Source organism: Nibrella saemangeumensis, assembly GCF_039541915.1.
Classification (GTDB): Bacteria; Bacteroidota; Bacteroidia; order Cytophagales; family Spirosomataceae; genus Nibrella; species Nibrella saemangeumensis.
The window spans coordinates 1-22,164 of the sequence record NZ_BAABHD010000075.1; the positions used below are offsets into that span (position 1 = coordinate 1).

The 22,164-nt window shown below is 50.9% G+C and carries 22 protein-coding genes and 1 tRNA gene; 13 read left to right on the plus strand and 10 right to left on the minus strand.

All coding sequences use genetic code 11. The annotated features are described in order from the left end of the window. The first annotated feature begins 191 nt into the window (after window positions 1-191). The 8 genes from ABD949_RS21060 to trpA all read left to right on the plus strand — a co-directional run bounded on the left by ABD949_RS21060 (window position 192) and on the right by trpA (window position 7,170). A tRNA-Pro gene (locus ABD949_RS21060) sits at window positions 192-265 on the plus strand. A gap of 166 nt (window positions 266-431) precedes the next feature. Beyond that, window positions 432-1,874 carry an anthranilate synthase component I family protein gene (locus ABD949_RS21065; protein ID WP_345246708.1) on the plus strand — a complete coding sequence of 481 codons (1,443 nt, stop codon included), beginning with the start codon at window positions 432-434 and terminating at the stop codon, window positions 1,872-1,874. Between the two features lie 12 nt (window positions 1,875-1,886). Then, window positions 1,887-2,453, plus strand: a complete 567-nt coding sequence (locus ABD949_RS21070; protein WP_345246711.1) for an anthranilate synthase component II — start codon at window positions 1,887-1,889, stop codon at window positions 2,451-2,453. A 108-nt stretch (window positions 2,454-2,561) separates the two neighbouring features. Further along, window positions 2,562-3,548: an anthranilate phosphoribosyltransferase gene (gene trpD / locus ABD949_RS21075; protein ID WP_345246713.1), complete on the plus strand. Its 987-nt coding sequence runs from the start codon at window positions 2,562-2,564 to the stop codon at window positions 3,546-3,548. A gap of 33 nt (window positions 3,549-3,581) precedes the next feature. Further along, the gene (gene trpC / locus ABD949_RS21080) at window positions 3,582-4,406 is read left to right on the plus strand and encodes an indole-3-glycerol phosphate synthase TrpC (protein WP_345246715.1); all 825 of its coding nucleotides are present in this window, start codon (window positions 3,582-3,584) and stop codon (window positions 4,404-4,406) included. Further along, complete coding sequence (locus ABD949_RS21085) at window positions 4,403-5,047, plus strand: phosphoribosylanthranilate isomerase (protein ID WP_345246717.1); 645 nt, start codon at window positions 4,403-4,405, stop codon at window positions 5,045-5,047. Before trpC ends, ABD949_RS21085 begins: the two co-directional genes overlap by 4 nt. Window positions 5,048-5,130: 83 nt before the next feature. Beyond that, window positions 5,131-6,333 (plus strand): tryptophan synthase subunit beta, encoded by a 1,203-nt coding sequence (gene trpB, locus ABD949_RS21090; RefSeq protein ID WP_345246719.1) that lies wholly within the window; start codon window positions 5,131-5,133, stop codon window positions 6,331-6,333. Window positions 6,334-6,372: 39 nt separating this feature from the next. Continuing rightward, on the plus strand, window positions 6,373-7,170 hold the full coding sequence (gene trpA / locus ABD949_RS21095) for a tryptophan synthase subunit alpha (RefSeq protein ID WP_345246721.1): 798 nt from the start codon (window positions 6,373-6,375) through the stop codon (window positions 7,168-7,170). Between the two features lie 170 nt (window positions 7,171-7,340). On the opposite strand, the gene ABD949_RS21100 is transcribed toward trpA, so the two are convergent. From ABD949_RS21100 to ABD949_RS21115, 4 genes are all read right to left on the minus strand, one after another. Further along, window positions 7,341-7,667: a rhodanese-like domain-containing protein gene (locus ABD949_RS21100; RefSeq protein WP_345246724.1), complete on the minus strand. Its 327-nt coding sequence runs from the start codon at window positions 7,665-7,667 to the stop codon at window positions 7,341-7,343. A gap of 102 nt (window positions 7,668-7,769) precedes the next feature. Then, entirely contained in the window at window positions 7,770-8,417 is a 648-nt protein-coding gene (locus tag ABD949_RS21105) for a Crp/Fnr family transcriptional regulator (protein WP_345246726.1), read from the minus strand. 105 nt (window positions 8,418-8,522) lie between these two features. After that, window positions 8,523-9,863, minus strand: coding sequence for an MBL fold metallo-hydrolase (locus ABD949_RS21110; protein ID WP_345246728.1), 1,341 nt, complete (start codon window positions 9,861-9,863; stop codon window positions 8,523-8,525). 130 nt (window positions 9,864-9,993) lie between these two features. Next, window positions 9,994-10,233: a hypothetical protein gene (locus tag ABD949_RS21115; protein ID WP_345246730.1), complete on the minus strand. Its 240-nt coding sequence runs from the start codon at window positions 10,231-10,233 to the stop codon at window positions 9,994-9,996. A 347-nt stretch (window positions 10,234-10,580) separates the two neighbouring features. On the opposite strand from ABD949_RS21115, the gene ABD949_RS21120 reads away from it, so the two are divergent. Continuing rightward, entirely contained in the window at window positions 10,581-11,213 is a 633-nt protein-coding gene (locus ABD949_RS21120; protein ID WP_345246732.1) for an acetyltransferase, read from the plus strand. Between the two features lie 69 nt (window positions 11,214-11,282). On the opposite strand, the gene fcl is transcribed toward ABD949_RS21120, so the two are convergent. Beyond that, entirely contained in the window at window positions 11,283-12,224 is a 942-nt protein-coding gene (gene fcl, locus ABD949_RS21125) for a GDP-L-fucose synthase (protein ID WP_345246734.1), read from the minus strand. Between the two features lie 106 nt (window positions 12,225-12,330). On the opposite strand from fcl, the gene ABD949_RS21130 reads away from it, so the two are divergent. After that, window positions 12,331-13,272 carry a toxin-antitoxin system YwqK family antitoxin gene (locus tag ABD949_RS21130; protein WP_345246737.1) on the plus strand — a complete coding sequence of 314 codons (942 nt, stop codon included), beginning with the start codon at window positions 12,331-12,333 and terminating at the stop codon, window positions 13,270-13,272. Window positions 13,273-13,390: 118 nt separating this feature from the next. Here ABD949_RS21130 and ABD949_RS21135 read toward each other — a convergent pair whose 3' ends face one another. The 4 genes from ABD949_RS21135 to ABD949_RS21150 all read right to left on the minus strand — a co-directional run bounded on the left by ABD949_RS21135 (window position 13,391) and on the right by ABD949_RS21150 (window position 17,706). Beyond that, window positions 13,391-14,242, minus strand: coding sequence for a tetratricopeptide repeat protein (locus tag ABD949_RS21135; RefSeq protein ID WP_345246739.1), 852 nt, complete (start codon window positions 14,240-14,242; stop codon window positions 13,391-13,393). A 57-nt stretch (window positions 14,243-14,299) separates the two neighbouring features. After that, window positions 14,300-15,676 (minus strand): DEAD/DEAH box helicase, encoded by a 1,377-nt coding sequence (locus ABD949_RS21140; RefSeq protein WP_345246741.1) that lies wholly within the window; start codon window positions 15,674-15,676, stop codon window positions 14,300-14,302. Between the two features lie 31 nt (window positions 15,677-15,707). After that, window positions 15,708-16,706: a class 1 fructose-bisphosphatase gene (gene fbp, locus ABD949_RS21145; protein ID WP_345246743.1), complete on the minus strand. Its 999-nt coding sequence runs from the start codon at window positions 16,704-16,706 to the stop codon at window positions 15,708-15,710. 115 nt (window positions 16,707-16,821) lie between these two features. Then, window positions 16,822-17,706: a fructosamine kinase family protein gene (locus ABD949_RS21150; protein WP_425576789.1), complete on the minus strand. Its 885-nt coding sequence runs from the start codon at window positions 17,704-17,706 to the stop codon at window positions 16,822-16,824. Between the two features lie 45 nt (window positions 17,707-17,751). Here ABD949_RS21150 and ABD949_RS21155 point away from each other — a divergent pair, with 45 nt between their 5' ends. The 3 genes from ABD949_RS21155 to ABD949_RS21165 are packed head-to-tail and all read left to right on the plus strand — an operon-like array spanning window position 17,752 to window position 20,639. Then, complete coding sequence (locus ABD949_RS21155; protein WP_345246747.1) at window positions 17,752-18,948, plus strand: anhydro-N-acetylmuramic acid kinase; 1,197 nt, start codon at window positions 17,752-17,754, stop codon at window positions 18,946-18,948. A 17-nt stretch (window positions 18,949-18,965) separates the two neighbouring features. After that, window positions 18,966-20,162 (plus strand): L-2-hydroxyglutarate oxidase, encoded by a 1,197-nt coding sequence (gene lhgO / locus ABD949_RS21160; protein WP_345246749.1) that lies wholly within the window; start codon window positions 18,966-18,968, stop codon window positions 20,160-20,162. A gap of 36 nt (window positions 20,163-20,198) precedes the next feature. Beyond that, window positions 20,199-20,639 (plus strand): NUDIX domain-containing protein, encoded by a 441-nt coding sequence (locus tag ABD949_RS21165; RefSeq protein ID WP_345246751.1) that lies wholly within the window; start codon window positions 20,199-20,201, stop codon window positions 20,637-20,639. Between the two features lie 2 nt (window positions 20,640-20,641). Here the strand turns inward: ABD949_RS21165 and ABD949_RS21170 are convergent, their stop codons facing one another. Then, the gene (locus tag ABD949_RS21170) at window positions 20,642-22,066 is read right to left on the minus strand and encodes a high affinity choline transporter 1 (protein ID WP_345246753.1); all 1,425 of its coding nucleotides are present in this window, start codon (window positions 22,064-22,066) and stop codon (window positions 20,642-20,644) included. Window positions 22,067-22,164 lie beyond the last annotated feature (98 nt).

A 22,164-nucleotide genomic window follows, 5' to 3' on the forward strand; every position in this document is an offset into this window, starting at 1 on the left:
CCGATGGTACTGCCTTCACCGGTGGGAGAGTAGGTAGCTGCCACCTCATCTATTTACAACCAAGAGCCGATCCTCACCGATCGGCTCTTGCTGTTTTAGCCGGTTATTATTTTAGTAGAGTTGGTCGGCTTTCATTTTTAGCTAATCTCTTTTGCAAATACTCTTTCTGCGATTATATTTGCAGGGCAATTCGGGGTGTAGCGCAGCCTGGTAGCGCGCTACGTTCGGGACGTAGAGGCCGGAGGTTCGAATCCTCTCACCCCGACAAAACTTATATAGTACGTGAACTTGTCTACAGTAAATATGATTTGGTGGTGGCGTTCTTCTCTCGCGGGATGAGCAGTGCCACCTTTTTGTATATACCTTATACGTATTAAAGGCCTACTGTCATTCCAGTAGGCCTTATTTTTTGCGCTTAATCTCAGTTGTATATGGAACCTCAAACGCTTACCAAAACCTCAGTCTACACAGTCAGCAGCCGTTACAAGCGAATGCTGGCAGATATCATTACGCCGGTTAGTATATACCTGCGCATACGAGACCGCTTTTTAAATAGCATCCTGCTGGAAAGTTCTGACTACCATGGTAACGAAAATAGCTTCTCGTACGTTTGTTTTGATCCGGTCGCCCGCTTTGAATACAACAACCAGATCCTAAGTGTCAAACTGCCTGGAGAAGAACAACAAATTCAGACTGTCAATAAAGAAGAAGTACGACAGGCTCTCCAACAGTTTAAAGACAGTTTTTATCACGAGAAGCTGAATTTCCCTTTTATCACAAATGGACTGTTTGGCTATTTTGGTTTTCCATCGGTTGAAAGCTTTGAGGACATCACCTTAACGGCCCATACTCCTGAAGAAAATAATATTCCCGCTATTGTATTTCAGGTTTACCGGTATGTAGTTGCCATTAATCATTTTAAAGACGAATTATATCTCTTTGAGCATAGTTACACTAAAGAGGGCGAAGGGCAACCGGAGAGCAATATCGAGTACATAAGCTCTTTAATCACCAGCCGCAACTACGCTACTTACTCCTTCAACACGGCTGGTCAGGAACAATCGAACTTTACGGATGAGGAGTACAAGGCAGTCATTCAGAAAGGTAAAGACCACTGCAAGCGTGGGGATGTTTTTCAGATAGTTCTCTCCCGTCGTTTCTCCACTCCATTTATCGGTGATGAGTTCAATGTTTACCGCGCCCTTCGCTCGCTGAATCCTTCCCCTTACCTGTTTTACTTCGATTACGGCAGCTTTAAACTATTTGGCTCTTCACCAGAATCGCAGATTGTCATTAAAGACCGGAAAGCAACTATATACCCCATTGCTGGTACCTTCCGCCGGTCGGGTGATGATGCGGCCGATGCTGAATTAGCGCAGAAGTTGTACAACGACCCCAAGGAGTCAGCCGAGCACGTGATGTTAGTGGATTTGGCCCGAAATGACCTTAGCCGGAACTGTGATGTGGTTAAAGTGGAGACGTTTAAGGAGGTGCAGTTTTATTCACACGTTATCCACCTTGTTTCAAAAGTAGTGGGTGATTTAAATGCCGAGGCTGACCCACTCCAAATCGTTGCGGAGACCTTCCCGGCTGGTACTCTCTCCGGCGCTCCCAAGCATATGGCTATGCAGTTGATTGACCGTTACGAAAATATTAGTCGCGGCTTCTATTCGGGTTGTATTGGCTATATGGGTTTCGATGGGGAATTCAACCAGGCTATCATGATTCGTACCTTCATGAGTAAGGATAATACGCTCTTTTACCAGGCTGGAGCCGGTATTGTGGCGAAGTCGGTGGTGGATAGCGAATCGCAGGAAGTACATAACAAACTGGCGGCTCTTCGGACGGCGATTGAGCAGGCAAAAACCTTGTAATACGAAGAAGCTATGAAACTGCTGGTATTAGATAATTACGATTCCTTTACCTACAACCTAGTGTATATCCTGCGTGAGTTGGGACATAAACCAGATGTCTTCAGGAATGACAAAATTGCACTGGAAGACGTGGCACAGTACGACAAAATTTTACTTTCTCCTGGCCCCGGCATTCCGTCTGAAGCCGGTATTATGCAGGAGGTAATAGCTACCTATGCGCCGGAGAAAAGCATTTTAGGTATTTGCCTGGGTCACCAGGGCATCGGCGAAGTGTTTGGGGCGAAGCTGGAGAATATGGATGATGTACTCCATGGCGTTGCGCACAAGGCGTATATCACCGACCAAAGCGACCGGATTTTTAAAGGTCTTCCTGAGGAGCTACTGGTAGGCCGATATCATTCCTGGACCTTGGCAGCAGACTCCATGCCGCCTGATTTGAAAATTACGGTAGTAGATGAGAATGGGGAGGTGATGGGGCTTTCGCATACGAAGTACGACGTTAAAGGCTTACAGTTTCATCCAGAGTCGGTGTTGACGCAAAATGGGGCGCAGATGCTGGTAAATTGGCTGGAGGCTTAGTGTCTTAGCCAGCACCGAGACGTCCGGTACGCCGGGGCGGGACCGCCCTGCTGGCTTCATAATCTTTGAAAACAAAATAAGCCAGCAAGGATGCTGGCTGAGACAAATATGAAAGAAATCCTAAATCTCCTTTTTGAGTATAAGTCGCTTACCAAAGAACAGGCTAAACAAGTATTGCTGGGTATCGGACGGGGCGAGTATAATTCCTCACAGATTGCCTCGTTTCTGACTGTGTATATGATGCGTCCGGTACGGTTAGAAGAGCTGGAAGGCTTCCGGGATGCCATGCTCGAATTGTGCCTGCCAGTTGATTTGGCTGCTTACGACGCGATGGACCTGTGTGGCACCGGCGGAGATGGTAAAGACACGTTCAATATTTCGACGCTGTCAGCCTTTGTGGTAGCGGGTGCTGGTCAGCGGGTGGCAAAGCATGGAAATCATGGTGTATCATCCCTGTGCGGTTCGTCTACAGTGATGGAGTATCTGGGCCACCGGTTCACAAATGACATCGGAGAATTGCAGCGCAAAATTGACGAAGCATGGATTTGTTTTCTCCATGCACCGCTGTTTCACCCGGCCATGAAGAACGTCGCACCTATTCGAAAAGAGCTGGGTGTAAAGACGTTTTTCAATGTACTAGGCCCCATGATTAACCCCTCAATGCCTCAAAAACAGCTCGTAGGGGTGTTTAGTCTTGAATTAGCCAGATTATATGCTTATCTTTATCAGCAAACGGATAAGCAGTTTATGATCCTCCATACCCTGGATGGTTATGATGAGGTCTCGCTTACCGGAGCATTTAAGATAATTACCAATCGGACGGAGCAGTTATTGGAGCCTAATCAGTTAGGTTTTAACAGGTTACAACCGGAGGAGTTATCGGGTGGAGAGTCGGTAGAAGATTCGGCGCGTATATTCATGAACGTGCTGAATGATATAGCAACTCCGGCACAAAAGCAGGCCGTACTCGCCAATGCGGCAATGGCCCTGCTGGCGTCTGAGCGAGCGGCAACCAAAGAGGAAGCTATCGCAATGGCCCGTGAATCACTGGAAAGCAAGCGGGCTTTGGCCAGCTTCAAAAAATTAGTGGCGTAACCGCCCGTCGTAACTGGAGCGTTGAACGAGCGAATGAACATTTTAGAGCAGATTGTCCAGCAAAAGAAAATTGAAGTAGCCCAGCGTCGGGCAGGTACATCGGCGCGGGAACTGGAACAGCGTCCTTCATTCAAGCGTACTCCCCTGTCGGCCAGACAAGCTATTTCTGCCTCCGACTCGACGGGTATCATTGCCGAATTCAAGCGTAAATCCCCTTCAAAAGGTATCATCAATGCATCGGTGTCCGTAGCAGACACTACGCAGGGCTATGTACGCGCCGGAGCGGCCTGCTTATCGGTGCTGACGGATGAGCCTTATTTTGGCGGAACACCTGATGATTTGCTCGCTGCCCGGCAGGCAAATCCGGCTACGCCCATTCTTCGTAAAGATTTTATCATTGACCCTTACCAACTGCTGGAGGCCAAAGCCTGGGGCGCCGACCTGATTCTGCTCATCGCAGCCTGTCTGTCGCCGGAGGAGGTATCCAGCCTGAGCCGCACAGCGCATGATTTAGGTCTTGAAGTCCTGCTCGAAGTACATGATGAGGAAGAACTGGACCGCACGCTTACCGATACGGTGGATTTGGTAGGAGTGAACAACCGTAACTTGAAAACGTTCGTAACGTCCGTCGATACATCGCTGCGGCTGGCGGAACGCATACCCGATACGTTTGTTCGTGTTACGGAAAGTGGCCTGCAGGATGCTGCCACGATGCTTATGTTGCGGGAAGCCGGTTATCAGGGCTTCCTCATTGGCGAAGCGTTTATGCGAACACCTTCCCCGGCGGATGCCTTGGCCGGTCTGGTGGCTGATTTAAGACGGCAAACTCCTTCCTTCACAAACAATCATACGCTATGAAAGTAAAAGTATGCGGCATGCGTGATGCAGAGAACCTGAAACAGGTTGCGGCTCTGGGCCCCGATTTCATCGGGTTTATCTTCTACGACAAATCTCCCCGGTACGTGGGCGAAGATTTGGATGTAGACGCGGTGAAAGCGTTACCCCGTTCTATCAAAAAGGTGGGCGTATTTGTCAACGCCAGTCCCGATTACATTCTTCGGACTGTAAAGAAGTACGACCTGCAGTACGTTCAGCTGCACGGTACCGAAACCCCGGACTTCTGTCGGAACCTGCGCAACAAGGGTATTAGCATCATCAAAGCGTTTACAGTCGATTCTTCTTTCAATTTCAGTATGCTGAACAACTACAAACTTTTCTGTGACTTCTTTTTGTTCGACGCAAAGGGAGACCAGCCGGGGGGTAATGGCGTTCGGTTTGACTGGAAGCTGCTGAATCGCTACGACAACGAGAAACCTTTCTTCCTAAGCGGAGGTATCGGTCCCGACAATCTAGACGCATTGGAGCAACTGAAGCACCTGAAACTGTACGGCATCGACGTAAACAGTCAGGTAGAACTGGTAGCCGGCTATAAAGACGTCGATAAGGTGAGTGCCCTTATCAAGCGGGTAAAGCCCGTTGAGCGCGAAGAAGTGGCTTAAACAGCGTACAACATAGCGTAACCGAAAGAACGGCAAAACCTGCCGTGTGTGCTAATATTCACTTTTCTGAATAGCGTTTGACAATGGAGGAGGTACTAAAAGAAACCTCGTTTGAGGTAGATAATAAAGGCTTCTACGGGCATTTCGGAGGAGCATTTATACCGGAGATGTTGTACCCGAATGTGGAGGAACTGCGGGAAAACTATCTCCAAATCATAAATGAGCCGGCATTTCAGGCCGAGTTCCAGGCCTTGCTGGTCGATTATGTCGGAAGGCCTACCCCCCTGTTCCTGGCCCGTCGGCTGTCGGAGCAACTGAATACGACAATCTATCTGAAGCGCGAGGACCTTTGTCATACCGGCGCACATAAAATCAACAATACCATTGGGCAGATTCTGGTCGCCAAGCGCCTGGGTAAGCAGCGCATCGTTGCTGAAACCGGAGCAGGCCAGCATGGCGTAGCCACGGCTACTGTATGCGCGCTGATGGGTCTGGAATGCATCGTGTATATGGGTCAAATCGACATGGAGCGGCAGAAGCCGAATGTCGACCGGATGCGGATGCTGGGCGCTACCGTAGTACCCGCTACATCGGGCAGCCAGACGCTGAAAGATGCTACCAACGAAGCCATGCGGCACTGGATTAACAACCCGGTTGATACGCACTACATAATTGGCTCGGTGGTAGGACCGCACCCATACCCCGATATGGTGGCGCGTTTCCAATCGGTTATTTCGGAGGAGATTAAGAAACAACTTACTGATAAAATAGGCCGGCCCAACCCCGATTACGTAGTCGCCTGCGTAGGGGGAGGCAGTAATGCCGCCGGAGCGTTCTTCCATTACTTGAATGAGCCATCGGTGAAATTAGTTGCTGTTGAAGCGGCTGGTATGGGTGTAGCAACCGGTCATTCAGCTGCCACTACGGCACTGGGTAAGCCGGGTGTACTACACGGCAGCCGCACGATTCTCATGCAAACCGAAGATGGTCAGGTAACCGAACCCTATTCAATTTCGGCTGGTCTGGATTATCCGGGTATTGGTCCGCTGCACGCGCATCTGTTCGACAGCGGCCGGGGTGAGTTCTGGGCCATTACCGACGAAGAAGCGGTACGGGGTGCCATGGAACTAAGCCGTCTGGAAGGTATCATTCCCGCCCTCGAATCAGCTCACGCGCTGGCGGTACTACCTAAATTAGGCTTACAGCCAAATGACATAGTAGTCATCTGCCTCTCAGGCCGGGGTGATAAAGACCTCAGCACGTATACGAAGTATATTAATGCGTAAAACGGTTTGTAAAACGGTTTTGAAATCCGTTGTACGGGTATGATTCAGGAGCCTCTTATCAAAAACAGAATTACTAACCTCTTCAATCGCAGGCGCGAGGAGGTATTGAATATTTACTTCACCGCCGGCTTTCCCCAGCTAGACGATACCATGCCTATCCTTCGGGGACTACAGGCTGCCGGGGTAGATATTGTGGAAATCGGAATGCCGTACTCTGACCCCGTTGCCGACGGTGAAACCATCCAGCAGAGCAACATGCAGGCGCTGGATAACGGCATGTCGCTGAAGCTGCTGTTTGAGCAGTTGCAGGGCTGTCGCAGCGAAATTGATGTGCCTATTCTGCTGATGGGGTATATTAATCCCATTCTGCAATTTGGCGTTGAAGCCTTCTGCCGGAAGTGTAACGAAGTAGGCGTAGATGGCGTAATCCTGCCCGACCTGCCGCTAGACCTCTACCGGGCAGAATACGAGCCCACCTTCCGCCTATACGGTCTGCAAAACATTTTCCTGATTACACCGCAGACCGCCGAAAAGCGTATCAGTCTGATTGATGAAGTCTCTGAAGGATTTATCTACATGGTATCCTCGGCTAGTATCACCGGTTCGCAGACGGGCGTTACCGATACCATGGTGGCCTACTTCAACCGCATTCAGGCTATGAACCTGAGAAATCCGCGACTGATTGGCTTTGGTATTAAAGACAACGAGACGTTCCAGACAGCCTGCCAGTACGCCAACGGAGCCATTGTGGGCAGCGCCTTTATCCGCCACCTGCAGCACGGCCCCGCTACGGCTGAACGAATCAAGGAATTTGTTGATATGGTGAGAGGGGCATAGCAAACTGACCGGCCAGGCTCCTCTCTTGGGTTCTAAACAAACGGTTTCATTAATTGAAAGAAGCGCCGAATTCCCGCTGATGCCAAAATACGTTTCGGCATCAGCGGGAATTACAGAACGCTCCATAATACCGGTCAGGGCCGCTGCATATTGAAATTTGCTTATCAGATTTACTTGGGCCAGGTTCCAACGCCCCCAGCCAGGTTGTAAGCCTTAAAGCCCTGCTCGCCCAGCAGTTGACAGGCCATACCAGAGCGACTGCCGCTCCGACAGAATACAAAATAGTCTTTATTCTTATCCAGGGTGGGAAGGGCGGCCCCAAGCTCACCGGAGGTAATGTCCAGATTTCTGGCGCCCGGAATTGTTCCAGAGGCAAACTCACTCGCTGTGCGCACATCCAGTAACTCGGCATTCTGACTCTGCTGATAAAGACTTTTGAAGCCCTTTCCCTCAAGACTCTCAAATTTTTTGGGAGCAGATTTAAAAAAGTTTAGCATGGGTTTACTGTTTTCGTTTGTAAACTGTTTACTCATTTACTTAAGCAAAGTTCGCCAGATAATCTTACAGGTTCCGTGACCTTGGTCACATAAGTTGATATCTTACACACTATCCAGGTTATGTACTTCAATGGAGTTGCGGTGCAGAGTAATGGCCCCTCGTTGTTCCAGCTTTTTAAGCAGCCGCGATATTACTTCACGGGAACTGTTCAGTTCGTAGGCGATCTGCTGATGGGATAGCTTGATGTCGGGGCCACTTACCTTAATATGACGTTTGAGGTAGAACAAAAGTCGCTGATCCAGGCTCTTGAAGGCTACGCTGTCCAGCGTTTGCAGCAGTTCTTCGAATCGCTGGCGGTACGAAGCAATGACGAAGTTATGCCAGCTTTTATACTTAGCCAGCCAAGCTTCGGTCAGGTGGGCTGGAATCAGGATGACTTCTGAGTCCTCAACGGCTTTCATCATAACCTGACTTTTCTCGCTGCGGGCGGTACACATGATCGACAGGGCGCAGGCACTACCCGGTTCCAGATAGTACATCAGAAACTCGTTACCTTCCTCATCTTCCCGGTATACTTTCAGCAACCCGCTCAGCACCAGGACGGTTGACCGGATATACTGGCCGGTTCGCAGGGCCTCGTCGCCTTCTTTCAATTGCCGGAGTGTACTCTGATTAGCAATCTCCTCGGCCAGCAAGGGCTCCAGTTGGGGAAATTGCTGTTGTAGGGTAGTTTTCGCTATGCTTTCCATTCCGTGACTTATCTGAGGGTAAGATTCTATATAACATAACCGTTTTACGGCAAAAAAAGTAGCCGACACAGGCGTTGCCGCGTCGGCTACTTTTTCTATCGCTATTTATTTAAACTGATTAACGGCTTCACTTAGGTCGAGGACTTTCACTCCCGGCAAAGCCGCTGCTACGATGCTGGTTCCGGCCGCTGAGCGGTACCCACCGGCGCAGTGTACCACCACCGGTTTGTGAGTTGGAACTTCTCCGGTCCGCTCACGAAGTTGGGGCAGTGGAATGTTAATCGCATTGGAAAAAAAGGTTTGCCCATCCACTTCCGATTCGTTTCGCACATCGATAATGGTGTAGCGATCAGGGGCCTGCTTAAACGCATTCAGGTCAATCGTTGGGTTGATCACTTCATCAATTGTGCCGTCGATGACGAAGGCTCCCCTGATAAAGCTCTCATACCCAATCTTAGCTGCCTTGGTAATCAGGCTGCTGAGTTTTTCCTCGTTGTCGGCAACCAGGTAATAAGGTTCCCCTGGCGCTACGATACTGCCCAGCCAGGTTTCAAATTTGTCACCCTCCTGAATATTAATAGCGTTCTTCAGGTGTCCGCGCTTGAATGTCAGCTGATCCCGGCCGTCGATAATAAGGGCGCCTTCTTCAGGCGTATAGTTGCTGCCGAGTATTTTAACCCCTTCTATACTGACCTGAAAAGCTGGTGCTCCCTGTTTGTTGACCGCAACATTATACTCAAAGTATTTAGGTATAAACGGCTGGTCTTCCAACATCAGTTTGACAAACTCGGCCTCGCTCATCGACTGCAACGCATAATTACCAATCTTCTCTCTACCAATAGTACTTCGGTTGTCTTCACTTAATCCTTTACCACACAGCGATCCGGCCCCGTGTGCCGGGTACACCCATACGTCATCCGCTAGTTTCATGAGTTTCTCACGAGTGCTATGGTACAACTGGCGGGCGAGTTGCTCCCGTTTGGCCGTTGTCTTACCCGCATTTTCACGCAGGTCCGGCCGGCCTACATCCCCGATAAATAGGGTATCGCCGGTAAATACAGCGTTAGCTTTCCCGTCATGTTCCAGCACAACGCTGATGCCGTCGGGAGAATGGCCAGGCGTATGTATTGATTTCAGCTTAATCTTTCCTATTTGAATCTCTGCACCTTCGTCAAAGGCTTTATGCGGGTAATCGGCTCCGACCAGGCTATGCGCATAAATAGTGGCTCCGGTGGTCTGGTGGATTTCCAGGTGGGAGCTGACAAAATCAGCGTGAGGGTGCGTTTCGATGACGCCAACAATTCGGGCACCGTTAGCCTTAGCATAATCATAGTAAGGCTGCGGGTCACGGGCCGGGTCTACCAAAACAATTTCTTGCTGACACTCGCTTAAAATCGCATACGAGTAATGGGCTAATCCTTTATCTTTAAACTGCTCGATTTTCATACGAAAAACTCTTGGGCTTATCTTCATTAAAGCGCTGGACTATCCAGGGCCTCTTATAGTACAAAGATACGGTAGGGCAATTCCGGCTACTGTGACGAACGTCACAGTAGTGGCTGTTCAGGTCCGGTTATTATAATTCTTCATACCTGACGTCTTTTACCGAATCCTTGGCCGACTCACTGACCGACTGCTTTCCTAATTCAGGTACACGACAGCCGGCCGGACCACAACCTACGTTGAGCACAGCCTGAATCAGTAAAAAGGCACCTAACAGCCCCAGCAGCGGCTGACTGTCTGTGTAGGCAGTCCAAAGAATAACTGTACCAGCCACTAGCCGGACAATTCGCATTATATCCCAGTTCTTAAGCATGACTTTCATCGTTTAAACGTTAAAATGCCTACCCTTTCATCAGATTACCTGATCAGTAATGCAACTTTGTAAATCTTTGCAGAGTTAGCTTATTGCCGGTGTACGTAATTTGGTTATTACTCAGGCAGGCAATACAAAGTTTACTTCATCAACTAAGCAAGGCTTTGTTTTAGTTAATGCAAAGTTCAGAAATTGAGCAGGCAATTTCAGTGATAAAAGTCACACGATAAGTTGGCAGTTGAGTATAAAGCCTCAGTTGCTATTCAAAGCAGGAGGTTATTCTGCCAGTAGGGCGCTTCGTTCGCTTAGAGCTGGTTTATTTACACTTACTTAACAAATAGCTTTACATGGAGAATCCCGTTCTGATTTTTGGAGCCGGTAATTTGGGCGTCACGGCTCTTGATATTTTTCATCGTAATCAGGTAGTGGTCTACGGTTTTCTGGACGACAACAAAGAGCTGCACGGGAAAGAGTATGGAGCTATTTCGGTGCTGGGTGAAACCGACGACGATGGTTTTCTGAGGCTCATTGGGCAGAAATGCGAAGCCTGCGTTGCGATTGGCGATGCGCGGGTTCGCAAGCGGCTCGTGAAGATGCTGAATGACCGCCGGCATGTACAGCCCGTCAATGCCGTGCATGATACTGCGGTGGTATCAACGTTAGCCAGCATCGGCCACGGTAATCTGATAGCCGCCCGCGCTGTTATCAATCCATTTGCCACCGTTGGCCAGCATTGCATTATTCAATCGAGTGCAGTTATTGAAAGCAATGTTGAACTCGGTGACTACGTGCAGGTCGGTACCGGATCTGTTATCAACAGTGGCGTAAAAGTAGAAGATGGAGCCTTTATTGGCACCGGTGTTACCATAATAGCCGGGGTAACCATCGGTAAAAACGCCCGCATCGGCGCAGGTTCGGTCGTGGTGGAGAATGTAGATGCCAACGCTACCGTATTCGGTAACCCGGCGAAGAAGATTTAGTGGGCAGTTTACAGTAGGCAGACTTGAAAAGCAACTGGTGGCTCTTTTTATCTGCCTACTGCAACTTGCCTACTCGACGTAAGACAGCTCATTGGCCAGGAAATCCTGGTATGTCTTTTCCAGACCTTCTTTCAATTCGATGCGGTGACGCCAGCCCATGGCGTGGAGCCGGGAAACGTCCATGAGTTTGCGGGGGGTACCGTCTGGTTTGTCGGTGTTCCAGCGAAGTTCGCCCTCAAAGCCAACGGTTTCTTTTATCTGTTCGGCCAGTTCCTGGATGGTGGTGTCTTCGCCCGTGCCGATGTTGACAAACGGCGCGTCGTTGTAGTTCTTCATGAGGAAAACGCAGGCATCGGCCAGGTCGTCGGCGTGCAGGAACTCCCGGCGGGGTGAACCCGTGCCCCAGACTTCGACATACGGCTGGCTGTTGACTTTAGCCTCGTGGAATTTCCGGATGAGTGCCGGCAGTACGTGTGAGTTTTGCAGGTCGTAATTATCGTTTGGACCGTAAAGGTTGGTCGGCATCACCGAAATAAAGTTACTGCCGTACTGGCTCCGGTAAGCTTCACAGAGTTTAATCCCCGCGATTTTGGCAATGGCATAGGGCTCATTGGTTGGCTCCAGAAGACCGGTCAGCAGCGAATCTTCTTTCAGCGGCTGAGGGGCCATCTTCGGGTAAATACAAGAAGAGCCCAAAAACATTAGCTTCTCTACGTTTGACTGATGAGCCGCCTGGATAATATTGGCTTCAATCATCAGGTTATCGTACAGAAACTCGGCTCGGTAGATGTTGTTAGCCCAGATACCGCCTACTTTCGCGGCCGCCAGAAATACGTAATCCGGTTTCTCCTGCGCAAAAAACTCGGCTACGTCAGCTTGCTGGCGAAGGTCCAGTTCGGATGAGGTACGGGTAATGATATTGTCGAAACCTTCGGCTTTCAACCGGCGAACGATAGCAGAACCCACCATTCCCCGGTGGCCCGCGATGTATATTTTAGATTGCTTTTCCACTCTGTATCAGTGCAAATGCCGTGATTTAGCGTTAATTTTAGGATACTAAACGGCGCTCTTCAGCGTTGCAAAACTAACACTCTTTGCGTACCAATCGTTTGCCTGTATGGCCAGAATACCTTTTTTGCTTTTGCTTTCGCCGATATTGTTATACAACGGGGCTTCGGCACAGACAACCTCGGCGTCGACAACCTCGGCTCCTGCTTCCTTTACTACCAGCGAAAAACCAGTTTTAGCGCCCACCGGCACTAAGGGAAACAATATCAACGACCTGTTTTCCGGTGCATTACCTGACCTCGGCCTGAAGATAAAGCGGATGAAGGAGGCCAGCAAAAAGATGCCGAAGAAGAAAGTCTCGAAAACAGACTATGCTGGCTTACCGATGGTGAAGGCATCGACCAAATACGGCAGCGGTGACCGGGCTATCATTGAAGAATTTCATGTGTTGAAAACTTACCAGGATCCGAACCCGTATGCGCGGGAGATTTTCTGGTACGACTCTAAAGGTCGACGGGTGACGAGTTCGGTCATTAAAGACAAATCGCAGGCGCAACTGCTTCACGGTCCCTATAAACGGTACCAGGCTGGTAATCTCGTTGAAGAGGGTTATTATTATGCCGGTACGAAAGACGGCCGCTGGGAAAAGTATGACCAGAAGTTCATGCTGCTGGATAAAATCAATTGGTACCGGGGTTTCCCGGCAGAATCGCGCATCACCTACTACGATTCTGCCCATACGAAGATTAAGGAAATCATTCCCATTGAGTACGGCCAGACGAAGGGCCGTTACATGGCCTTTCACGAGAACGGCCAAATCGCTGTTGACGGTACCTACGACAATGGCATAAAAGTGGGCCGCTGGACCGAATATTACCCCAACCCTCAGCGCCGGATGCGTAGGAAGTTGATGCAGTACGGTCGCGACCGCTGGGACACTGATTTTGAGCCTTACGTTATCAGTGAGTGGGACGAAAAAGGCAAAATGGTCTACGAGAGACCGAAAGAGAAGACTACAACTGCGGTTGAGGAAGAAGAGACAGATAATTAGAGTAGGCAGGTTGCAATAGATAGGAAAAACACGAGCCGGACTATGAAAATAGTCCGGCTCATTTTATTGCTCATAAATTGTCGTTGACAATGGCTGCCTACTGAAGACTGCCCACTGCTTACTTAAATACTCCCTGGGGGTCGGGCTGCTTACTAAGAAGCTCGTTTAAGAAGGTTAGGTCAATTACCGACATATCCTGAACGCGGGCTTTGTGGAAGTAGTCCCAGGCTTTGGCGTACTCAGCCCGTTCGTAGTTCACCAGCGCCAATTTAATAAGTGCACTTGGGTTATTCGGTACGATGGTAAGCGATTTCTGCAGGAGCGATTCGGCATCGTTCAACTCGTTCAAATCCTGCTTTTCCTGGTACAGCCGAATCTGAACCGTAGCCAGGTCGGTCATCAGCACTACATTGGTGTCGGCAACATCCAATCCTTTTTTCAGCATCCGCACGGCCTGCCCCAGATCATTTCGCTGGTAGCTTACTACTCCCAGGCCCCAATAGGAATCTGAGTTTTTTTCGTTCAGCAGCCACGCCAGGTTAAAGCGGTAGGCGGCTGTGTCTAACTGACCTTCGGATAAATAGTCCCAGCCACGGGCGGAGAAAAACTGGCTGGCTTCGTGGCGGCTGCTAAAATTCTGGTCACACTCATTGAGGAATTGGATATCACGACCAATCTGCTCGGCTGTTTTGGCACGCTCGCCGAAGAGCGGCAGCACGTGGGCGGCCGTAGTCACCTGCGGGGCAGCCGGTGCCGTTGAAATAGCCGGCGATTCAACCGGTTTGCCTTTTACTGCGGTATCGGCCGTACGCGCCGATGTGATCAATTGCTTGTTTTCAGCCTGTGTAAACGATTTCTGAACCGGCTGAGCCTGCGTCAGAAAAGGCAATAGTGTAAAACCGCACAGCAGATACCGGGCGGTAACTGACGATACCACATTGGGGAAAATCCGAATGCTCATTCTGGACATATACTACTCTGTTCCGTTAGAACGAATAGACCAGTAAATTAGTGCATTATCCCAAAATTACCTGCGTCCATTGCGGGGCTTGGTACGACGGTTGCCGGACTTGGGACCGGTAGAAGCGGCTTTCGGTCTATCGCCGGCAGCTCTGGATTTACCCGGAGTCTTACTTTTGGTGTCCGCGCCCGGATGCGATTTTTTCTCGTGAAAGGCTCCCTGAAACGTTGGGTCCTCTTTTTTACGCTGCTCGTCAATTTCCCGCAGCATCGCCTGCTGCTCATCAAACGGTGTCGCTGTAACCTCCACGCCTTCCGGAACTGGCTCCCGTGGGATCTTCATCCGGATTATTTTCTCAATCTTCCTGATATGGTATTCTTCCGGTGCCGTCAGAAACGTTATAGCCTCCCCAGTACGGTTTGCCCGACCGGTCCTGCCAATCCGGTGAACGTAATCTTCATAGATCAGCGGGACGTCAAAGTTAATCACATGGCTGACTTCTGCAACATCAATCCCCCTGGCGGCAACATCCGTAGCGACCAGTACCCGGATGTTACCCTCCTTAAATGCCTCCATGGCGTTAATCCGGGTATTCTGGCCTTTATTGGCGTGGATAACTTTGATGCCGTCTTCGGCGACGACTTTCCTGGCCAGAAATCGATAAATGTTTTCGGCGTTTTGTTTGCTGCGCGCAAAAACAATGACGCGGATAAAGGCTTCATGGCTAATCAGATGCGCCAGCAGGTTTATTTTCGTCCGGAAGTTAGGTACTTCATATAACTTCTGACTGACCATATCGGCCGTTGATGCCTGAGGGGTTACCTCAACCCGCACGGGCGCTTCCAGAAACTCGGCCGACAGCCGCTCTACCTTTTCCGGAAACGTGGCAGAAAAGAGCAAATTCTGCCGCTTAACCGGTATTATCTCCAGAATGCTGCGGATCTGGTGCATAAACCCCATATCCATCATTTTGTCGGCCTCGTCCAGCACCATTGTCCGGATGTCTTTAGTTGCAATCTCACCCATCCGGTAAAGGTCCAGAAAGCGGCCCGGTGTGGCCACCAGAATATCGACGCCTTTCTGTAAGGTTTCTATCTGGGTTTTGGGGCCAAGACCGCCGTAGAGCGCCAGATGCCGCAAATCGGTATATTTCCCCAGCTCACCAATGGCCTGGTCAATCTGCATCACCAGTTCACGGGTCGGAGCCAGAATGAGCGCCCTGGGCTTTTCCCCCTGCGCATATTTCACTTTCATCAGCAGAGGCAACACATAAGCGGCTGTTTTGCCCGTTCCCGTCTGGGCAATCCCCAGTACATCGTGGTTACCCAGCACCAGCGGAATAGCTTTTTGCTGAATAGGTGTCGGCTCAGTATAACCCGCGTCCGCTACCGCATTCAGCAATTGCCGGTTCAGCTTAAAATCGTCAAACGAAGTGATTTCCATAGTGCAAAGGTAGGGTTTTTAGCAGTGGGATTTACCCCAGCAACTCCTCTACCAACTGCCGCGCACCAATGTAGAGGGGAGTGCGCTGGTGAAGATTGGTGGGTTCAATGTCGAGGATGTCGCGGAAGCCGTCGGAGGCCCGGCCGCCGGCCTGCTCGGCCAGGAAGGCGAGCGGGAAACATTCGTACAGCAGCCGCAATTTACCTTTGGGGGTCTTTTCGGTGGGTGGGTAGAGGTAGATACCGCCTTTGATCATATTACGGTGAAAGTCGGCCACGAGGGAGCCGATGTACCGGGCCATGAAGTTTTTTTGCCGGCAGCTATCGACATAGTCACGCACGGCGGCTGGGAACATGGGGTAGTTACCTTCGTTGCAGGAGTAAATGGTGCCGGTGACCGGACTATTGATTTCGGCATGGGACAGGAAAAACTCGCCGAGCGAATGGTCGTAGGTAAAGCCGCTTATGCCGTGACCGGTCGTGTAGACGAGCATGGTAGAGGAGCCGTACAGGATATAGCCGGCGGCTACCTGCTTGCGGCCCCCCTGCATAAAATCATCGATGGTGGCGCGGGTGCCTGTGGGCGTTACCCGGCGGTAGATGGAGAAGATGGTGCCGATGGATACGTTTACGTCGATATTGGATGAGCCGTCGAGCGGGTCCATGGCAACTACGTACTTGGCGTGGTCGTTGCCGGTGTAAATAATTTCCTCGTCTTCTTCTGAAATGATGGCGCAGACTTCTCCGCCGTTCTTCAGGGCCCGGATGAACCGGATATTGGCGATGACATCCAGCTTTTGCTGGCATTCCCCCTGTACATTGTTGGCTCCGTACGCGCCGGTTACATCGATGAGACCAGCCCGGTTAATCTCCCGGTTGATGATTTTACCGGCCAGTGCTATATCCCGTAACAATTGCGATAGTTCACCGGTGGCAAACGAAAAGTCGCTCTGCTTCCGCATGATATAGCGGTCGAGGGTGACGCCCACGGGCAGGGCGTACGTCTTTACAGGCTCCATGTTGGTGCTCATAATCTTAAGTTGGTTGATGAAGTAGTCGCTGAGGTGTCAGACGTCAGCGCAGAGAACAAGTTACGTATAGAGGGCCAACCTTGTCAAAAAACTTATTATCTGTTCGGTGTCGGCCTCAGAACCGGCGCAGTACCTTCTCCACCCCACTGACGTAGCCGCTACCGAACAGGTTTACGTGAACCAGCAACGGGTAGAGGTTATAAATGGGCACCCGTTCTTCAAAGTCGTCTTCGAGCGGGAACGTCTCATTATAGGCATCGTAAAACCGTTGCTCAAAACCACCAAACAGTTTGGTGAAGGCCAGCTCGGCTTCCCGGAAACCATAATACACAGCCGGGTCAATCAAGGCCGGAGCGCCTTCCTCGTTTACCATCACGTTGCTCGACCAGAGGTCGCCATGCAGCAGCGCCGGACGCTCGTTGGGGAGCAGATCAGGGAGATGACGGTGCAGTCGAAAAAAACGGTCGTAGAGGTCTTTGTCGATTAAGCCCTTGTATAGCGCCATACCTGCCTGAGGGAGCAGCCGTTGCTGGAAGAAAAACTCCGGGCCGTTAGTGCCGGGGGTATTGTCCTGCGGCAGAGAGCCAATAAAATTATTAAAGTGGAGGCCAAACGTCGGCTGGGTATGCGAATGGATTACCGCCAGCGAATGGCCTAACGTCTCCCAGTAATTGCGTTGGGGCGTAGCGGAGTCGATATACTCCAGCAACAAAAAAGATTTATCATGTTGTTGCCCGTAGCCAATTACGTTGGGAATATGAATGGCTTCTGTCTTTCGCAATAAATCGAGTCCCCGGGCTTCGGACTCAAACATACCTGCCTTGTCGGCGGTGTTCCATTTGGCAAAGTATAGGCCCTCGGAGGTAAAGACCTGGGCGGCTGTGTTGATGTCTCCCCCGGAGAGAAACCGGGCTTCAACAACCTCGACGGAGTGGCCCAGGGCCAGAAACAAGATATTTTCGAAGAAAGCGAACTGCTCATCGCCTGACCACATACGTATTTCGAGTAACTAATTTGGTATTTTTGCCCTTCGGAAGTGGGGTATATGAACGCACAAATAGAAAAACTGTACAGGTTGGCCGGCAGGCCGGACCGCCGGATTATCGGATTGATGTCAGGAACATCGCTGGATGGCCTCGACGTTGCCCTATGCCGTATTGCCGGTAGCGGTAGTACTACATCCGTCACCCTGACGCACTTTGCTACGATACCGTACGGCGACGACATTAAAGCCGAAATCCGTAAAGTCTTTGCTAAGAAGGAAATCGATTTTCAGCATCTTTGTTTGCTTAACCCCTGGATTGGTCAGCTACACGGCCGGATGATTCTGGATTGTCTGAGCCAATGGGGCGTCTCTCCGGACGAGGTTGATTTGGTTGCCAGCCACGGGCAAACGGTTTTCCACGCCCCCAAAATTCTGCATAAGCTCGAAAAATTTCCCAATGCCACGCTGCAAATCGGCGACGGCGATCATATTGCGGCCACGACCGGTATTATTACCCTGAGTGATTTCCGGCAAAAGCATACCGCCCACGGGGGCGAAGGTGCTCCGCTGGCCGTTTACGGCGATTACTTTGTGTTCTCAAAAAAAGGCGAGAACCGTATTCTGCTCAATATGGGCGGTATTGCCAACTTCACCTACCTGCCTGCCGACCTGGACGCGGATAAGGTGTTTACGACCGATACAGGACCGGGCAATACGCTGATTGATACCTTTACCCGGCGATCATTCGGCAAGCCTTATGATGTGGATGGAGAGATTGCCGCCAGCGGAAAGGTAAACACCGACTTACTGGCGGCTCTGAAAAAGGACCCGTTCTTTACCAGTCCGTTCCCGAAAACAACGGGCCCGGAACTGTTTAGCCTGGATTATGTACGGCTGGCGCAGCAGCGAAGCCAAACCACCTCGCTGTCTCCGGAAGACCTGGTGGCCACGCTGACCCGTTTCAGTGCTGAGACTATTGGCGAGGCCATTCAGCGGGTACTGGACAGTAACGAACAATATCAGGTTTATATGAGCGGGGGCGGCATGCATAATCCGGTGCTTACCGATGCCATTCAGAAGTTGTTGCCGGATTGTCAATTCAGCCGGACCGATGACTTAGGCATCTCCGGCGACGCCAAGGAAGCCGTTCTGTTTGCCGTGCTGGCCAACGAAGCCGTAGCCGGCGGAAATACCTCATTCGGCGACCGGCAGGGCGTTCCCACCGTAACCATGGGTAAACTATCATTTCCAAAATAGTCTGAAAACTGACAAAAATGACTAATGTCATTATCATTGGCGGGGGTATCGTAGGCTTAGCCACAGCCTTGCAGCTTAAAAAGCAGCGCCCCGGCCTCACCGTAACAGTAATTGAAAAAGAACTGACGGTTGCTCGTCACCAGACCGGTCACAACAGCGGAGTTATCCACTCGGGCCTGTATTACAAACCGGGCAGCCTGAAAGCCACGAACTGCATTCGGGGGTACCACATGCTGCTTGATTTCTGCAATCGGGAAGGAGTTCCCTACGAATTGTGCGGGAAAATTGTGGTGGCAACCCGGCCGGAAGAAGTGCCTCAGCTAAACATGCTGTTTGAGCGGGGCCAGCAGAATGGCCTTACCGGCCTGAGAAAGCTGACCTTAGCCGAAATGCGGGAGATAGAACCGCACGTTACTGGTATTGAAGGTATCCGGGTGCCGCAAACCGGCATTATCGACTACAAGCAGGTGGCGGAAAAATACGCCGAACGGTTCCAGGCTTTAGGCGGGGAGTTGCGGCTGGGGGAACGGGTAGAGAACGTAACGCCGGGCAACAGCCTATCCATCGTGGTGACGAATAGAGGCACCTACGAAACCAAGCTGGTGGTAAACTGTGCCGGGCTGTATTCCGACAAAATTGCCCAACTGACACAGCGGGAGCCAGTTAACCTCCGCATTGTGCCGTTTCGTGGTGAATATTTCAAAATTCGACCGCATAGGGAATATCTGGTCAAGCACCTGATCTACCCCGTACCCGACCCAAACTTCCCATTCCTGGGCGTTCATTTTACCCGCATGGTACACGGTGGTGTCGAAGCCGGTCCGAACGCTGTGCTGGCGTTTCAGCGGGAGGGATACCGAAAGTCAGATGTAAATCTGAAAGAACTGTACGAGACGCTGACCTGGCCAGGTTTCCAAAAAGTAGCTGGCCGATACTGGCAAACCGGCATGGGTGAGATGTACCGTTCGTTTTCCAAAGCGGCCTTTACAAAAGCCCTTCAGCAACTAATACCCGAAATTCAGGAAGCAGACCTCGAAGATGGCGGCTCTGGCGTGCGCGCCCAGGCCTGCGACCGCACCGGGGGCCTGCTCGACGACTTTGCTATTCTGGAAACAGACAAAGCCATCAACGTCTGCAATGCCCCTTCACCGGCCGCCACCTCGTCGTTATCGATTGGGCAGACCGTATCGGAGAAGGTACTGGCGCGGTTTTAGAGACTCCTGCGCTTTTGGTTTGTTAATAGATTTACTATGAAAGTAAGACCTGCCCTGCTCATACAGCGCGATAATAAGATTCTGGTCATGCACTACCGCTACGGTGGCGAAGATGTGTACGCACTTCCCGGCGGTAATCCGGACCGGGGCGAGACCTTAGATGTAGCGGTTATTCGCGAATTACAGGAAGAATTAGGTGTGGATGTAGAAGTAGGTCCTATTGCATTTGCCGGCGAAGTCATGGTGCCTACGGCGAAGGATGATATACTGCATGTCGTGTTTACCGGTGAAATTACAGTAGGAGACCCCGGTCTCAATCCGGAACATACCACGGCATTGGCCGTAGTCTGGATGCCCGTTTCAGAATTAGACAGCCTGAATATGTATCCCAACGTCGGCCGGCAGATTCAGCGCTGGCTGAATACCCGAAACAACCTGGAGTACATTGGTAAGATAAATCAGCAGTTTTTTGGATGATATTACATGTCCCGGCCAGCAGGGCGGTCCCGCGCCGGCGGACCGGACGTCTCGGTGCTGGCCGGGACATTAACCAAACTCCCCACAATCATACCTACAGCACTCGCCAGTAGGCCGTACAGCATTGGCGGAAATTCGGTTTCAAGCCAGAGGCAGATAAGCCAGACTATGAAACCGAGGCTAATGGACGCCAGACAACCCGTCAGATTGGCACGTTTCCAGTAGATACCGGCCGTTAGCGGGACAAATAAGGAAACCAGACTGAAGGCGGAGGACTCCCCAACCAACTCAAAGATATTCATCTCCCGCGCTGTTGACATCCAAACGCAGATGATGGAGATGGCGGCTACGGCAAGCCGGATGATGTACAGCAGGGTACTGTCCTTTATGTCAGGCCGAAAGAATTTCACAATATTTTCCCCAAATACAGTAGCCGGGGCAAGTATCGCACCGCTGGATACGCTCAGAATAGCCGAGGTAAGCGCACCAAAAAACAGAATCTGTAAAAAGAGATTGCCGTGCCGGAGAACCATATTGGGAATGAGCAGTTGGTTATCGGCCGGCAGATCAGGGTGTAGCCAGCGGGCGCTTAACGCAATGAACAGGGGCAGCGCGGCCACTGTCAGGTACAGGCCAGATGCCAGGTAGGACGCCCGCACCGTTGTATTCTCCGATTTGGCCGACATGACCCGCTGAAATACGTCCTGCTGCGGAATGGAACCTAATCCTATAGTAAACCAGGCCGCTATATATCCCGAAATTTCTTTAAAAGAACCATGTGGATAAAAGCGGAAAAATCCCTCCGGCGTGCGTCGCTGAATGGTTTCCCAGCCGCCAACCTGATTCCAGAGTGAGACTGCCAGCACCAGCAGGGCAATAATGATGATAATGTTGTGGATGAAGTCGGTGACGGAGATTGACCACATGCCGCCCAGCATAGTATAAATCATCACAATGGTGGCGCTGGCCATAATGCCGTATGCCATGGGTAGGCCCATAACCACGTTTAGTACGATACCAATAGCGATAAGCTGCGCGGCAATCCAGCTAAAATAGGAGGGAATGACGATAATCGCCGACAGCAACTCAGCCGAGCGACCAAATCGCCGGCTGAAGTAATCGGAGAAGGTGGTAATATTGAGCCTGTACAAGGGTCGGGCATAGAAAGCACCCACCAGAAACAGACATAACGCTGACCCAAAGGGCTCTTCAATAATGGCCGGAATACCTCCCTCAACAAACATAGCCGGTGCCCCCATGATCGTTTCCGAACCAAACCAGGTAGCAAACGTAGCCGAAGCGGCCAGCACCAACGGCAACTGCCGGCCCGCCAGCACAAAATCCTGTGACGTAGTTACTTTCCGGGCTGCCCAGGCACCAACGGCAATGTTGGATAGCAGGTAGATGGCAATGAAGAGGGTAAGCATAAAAAGTTCGGGCCAGCAAGGATGCTGGCCCGTCGAAAATAAAAATAAAAGTTTTCAAAACCAGCAGGGCGGTCCGACGTCTCGGTGCTGGTTAAGAC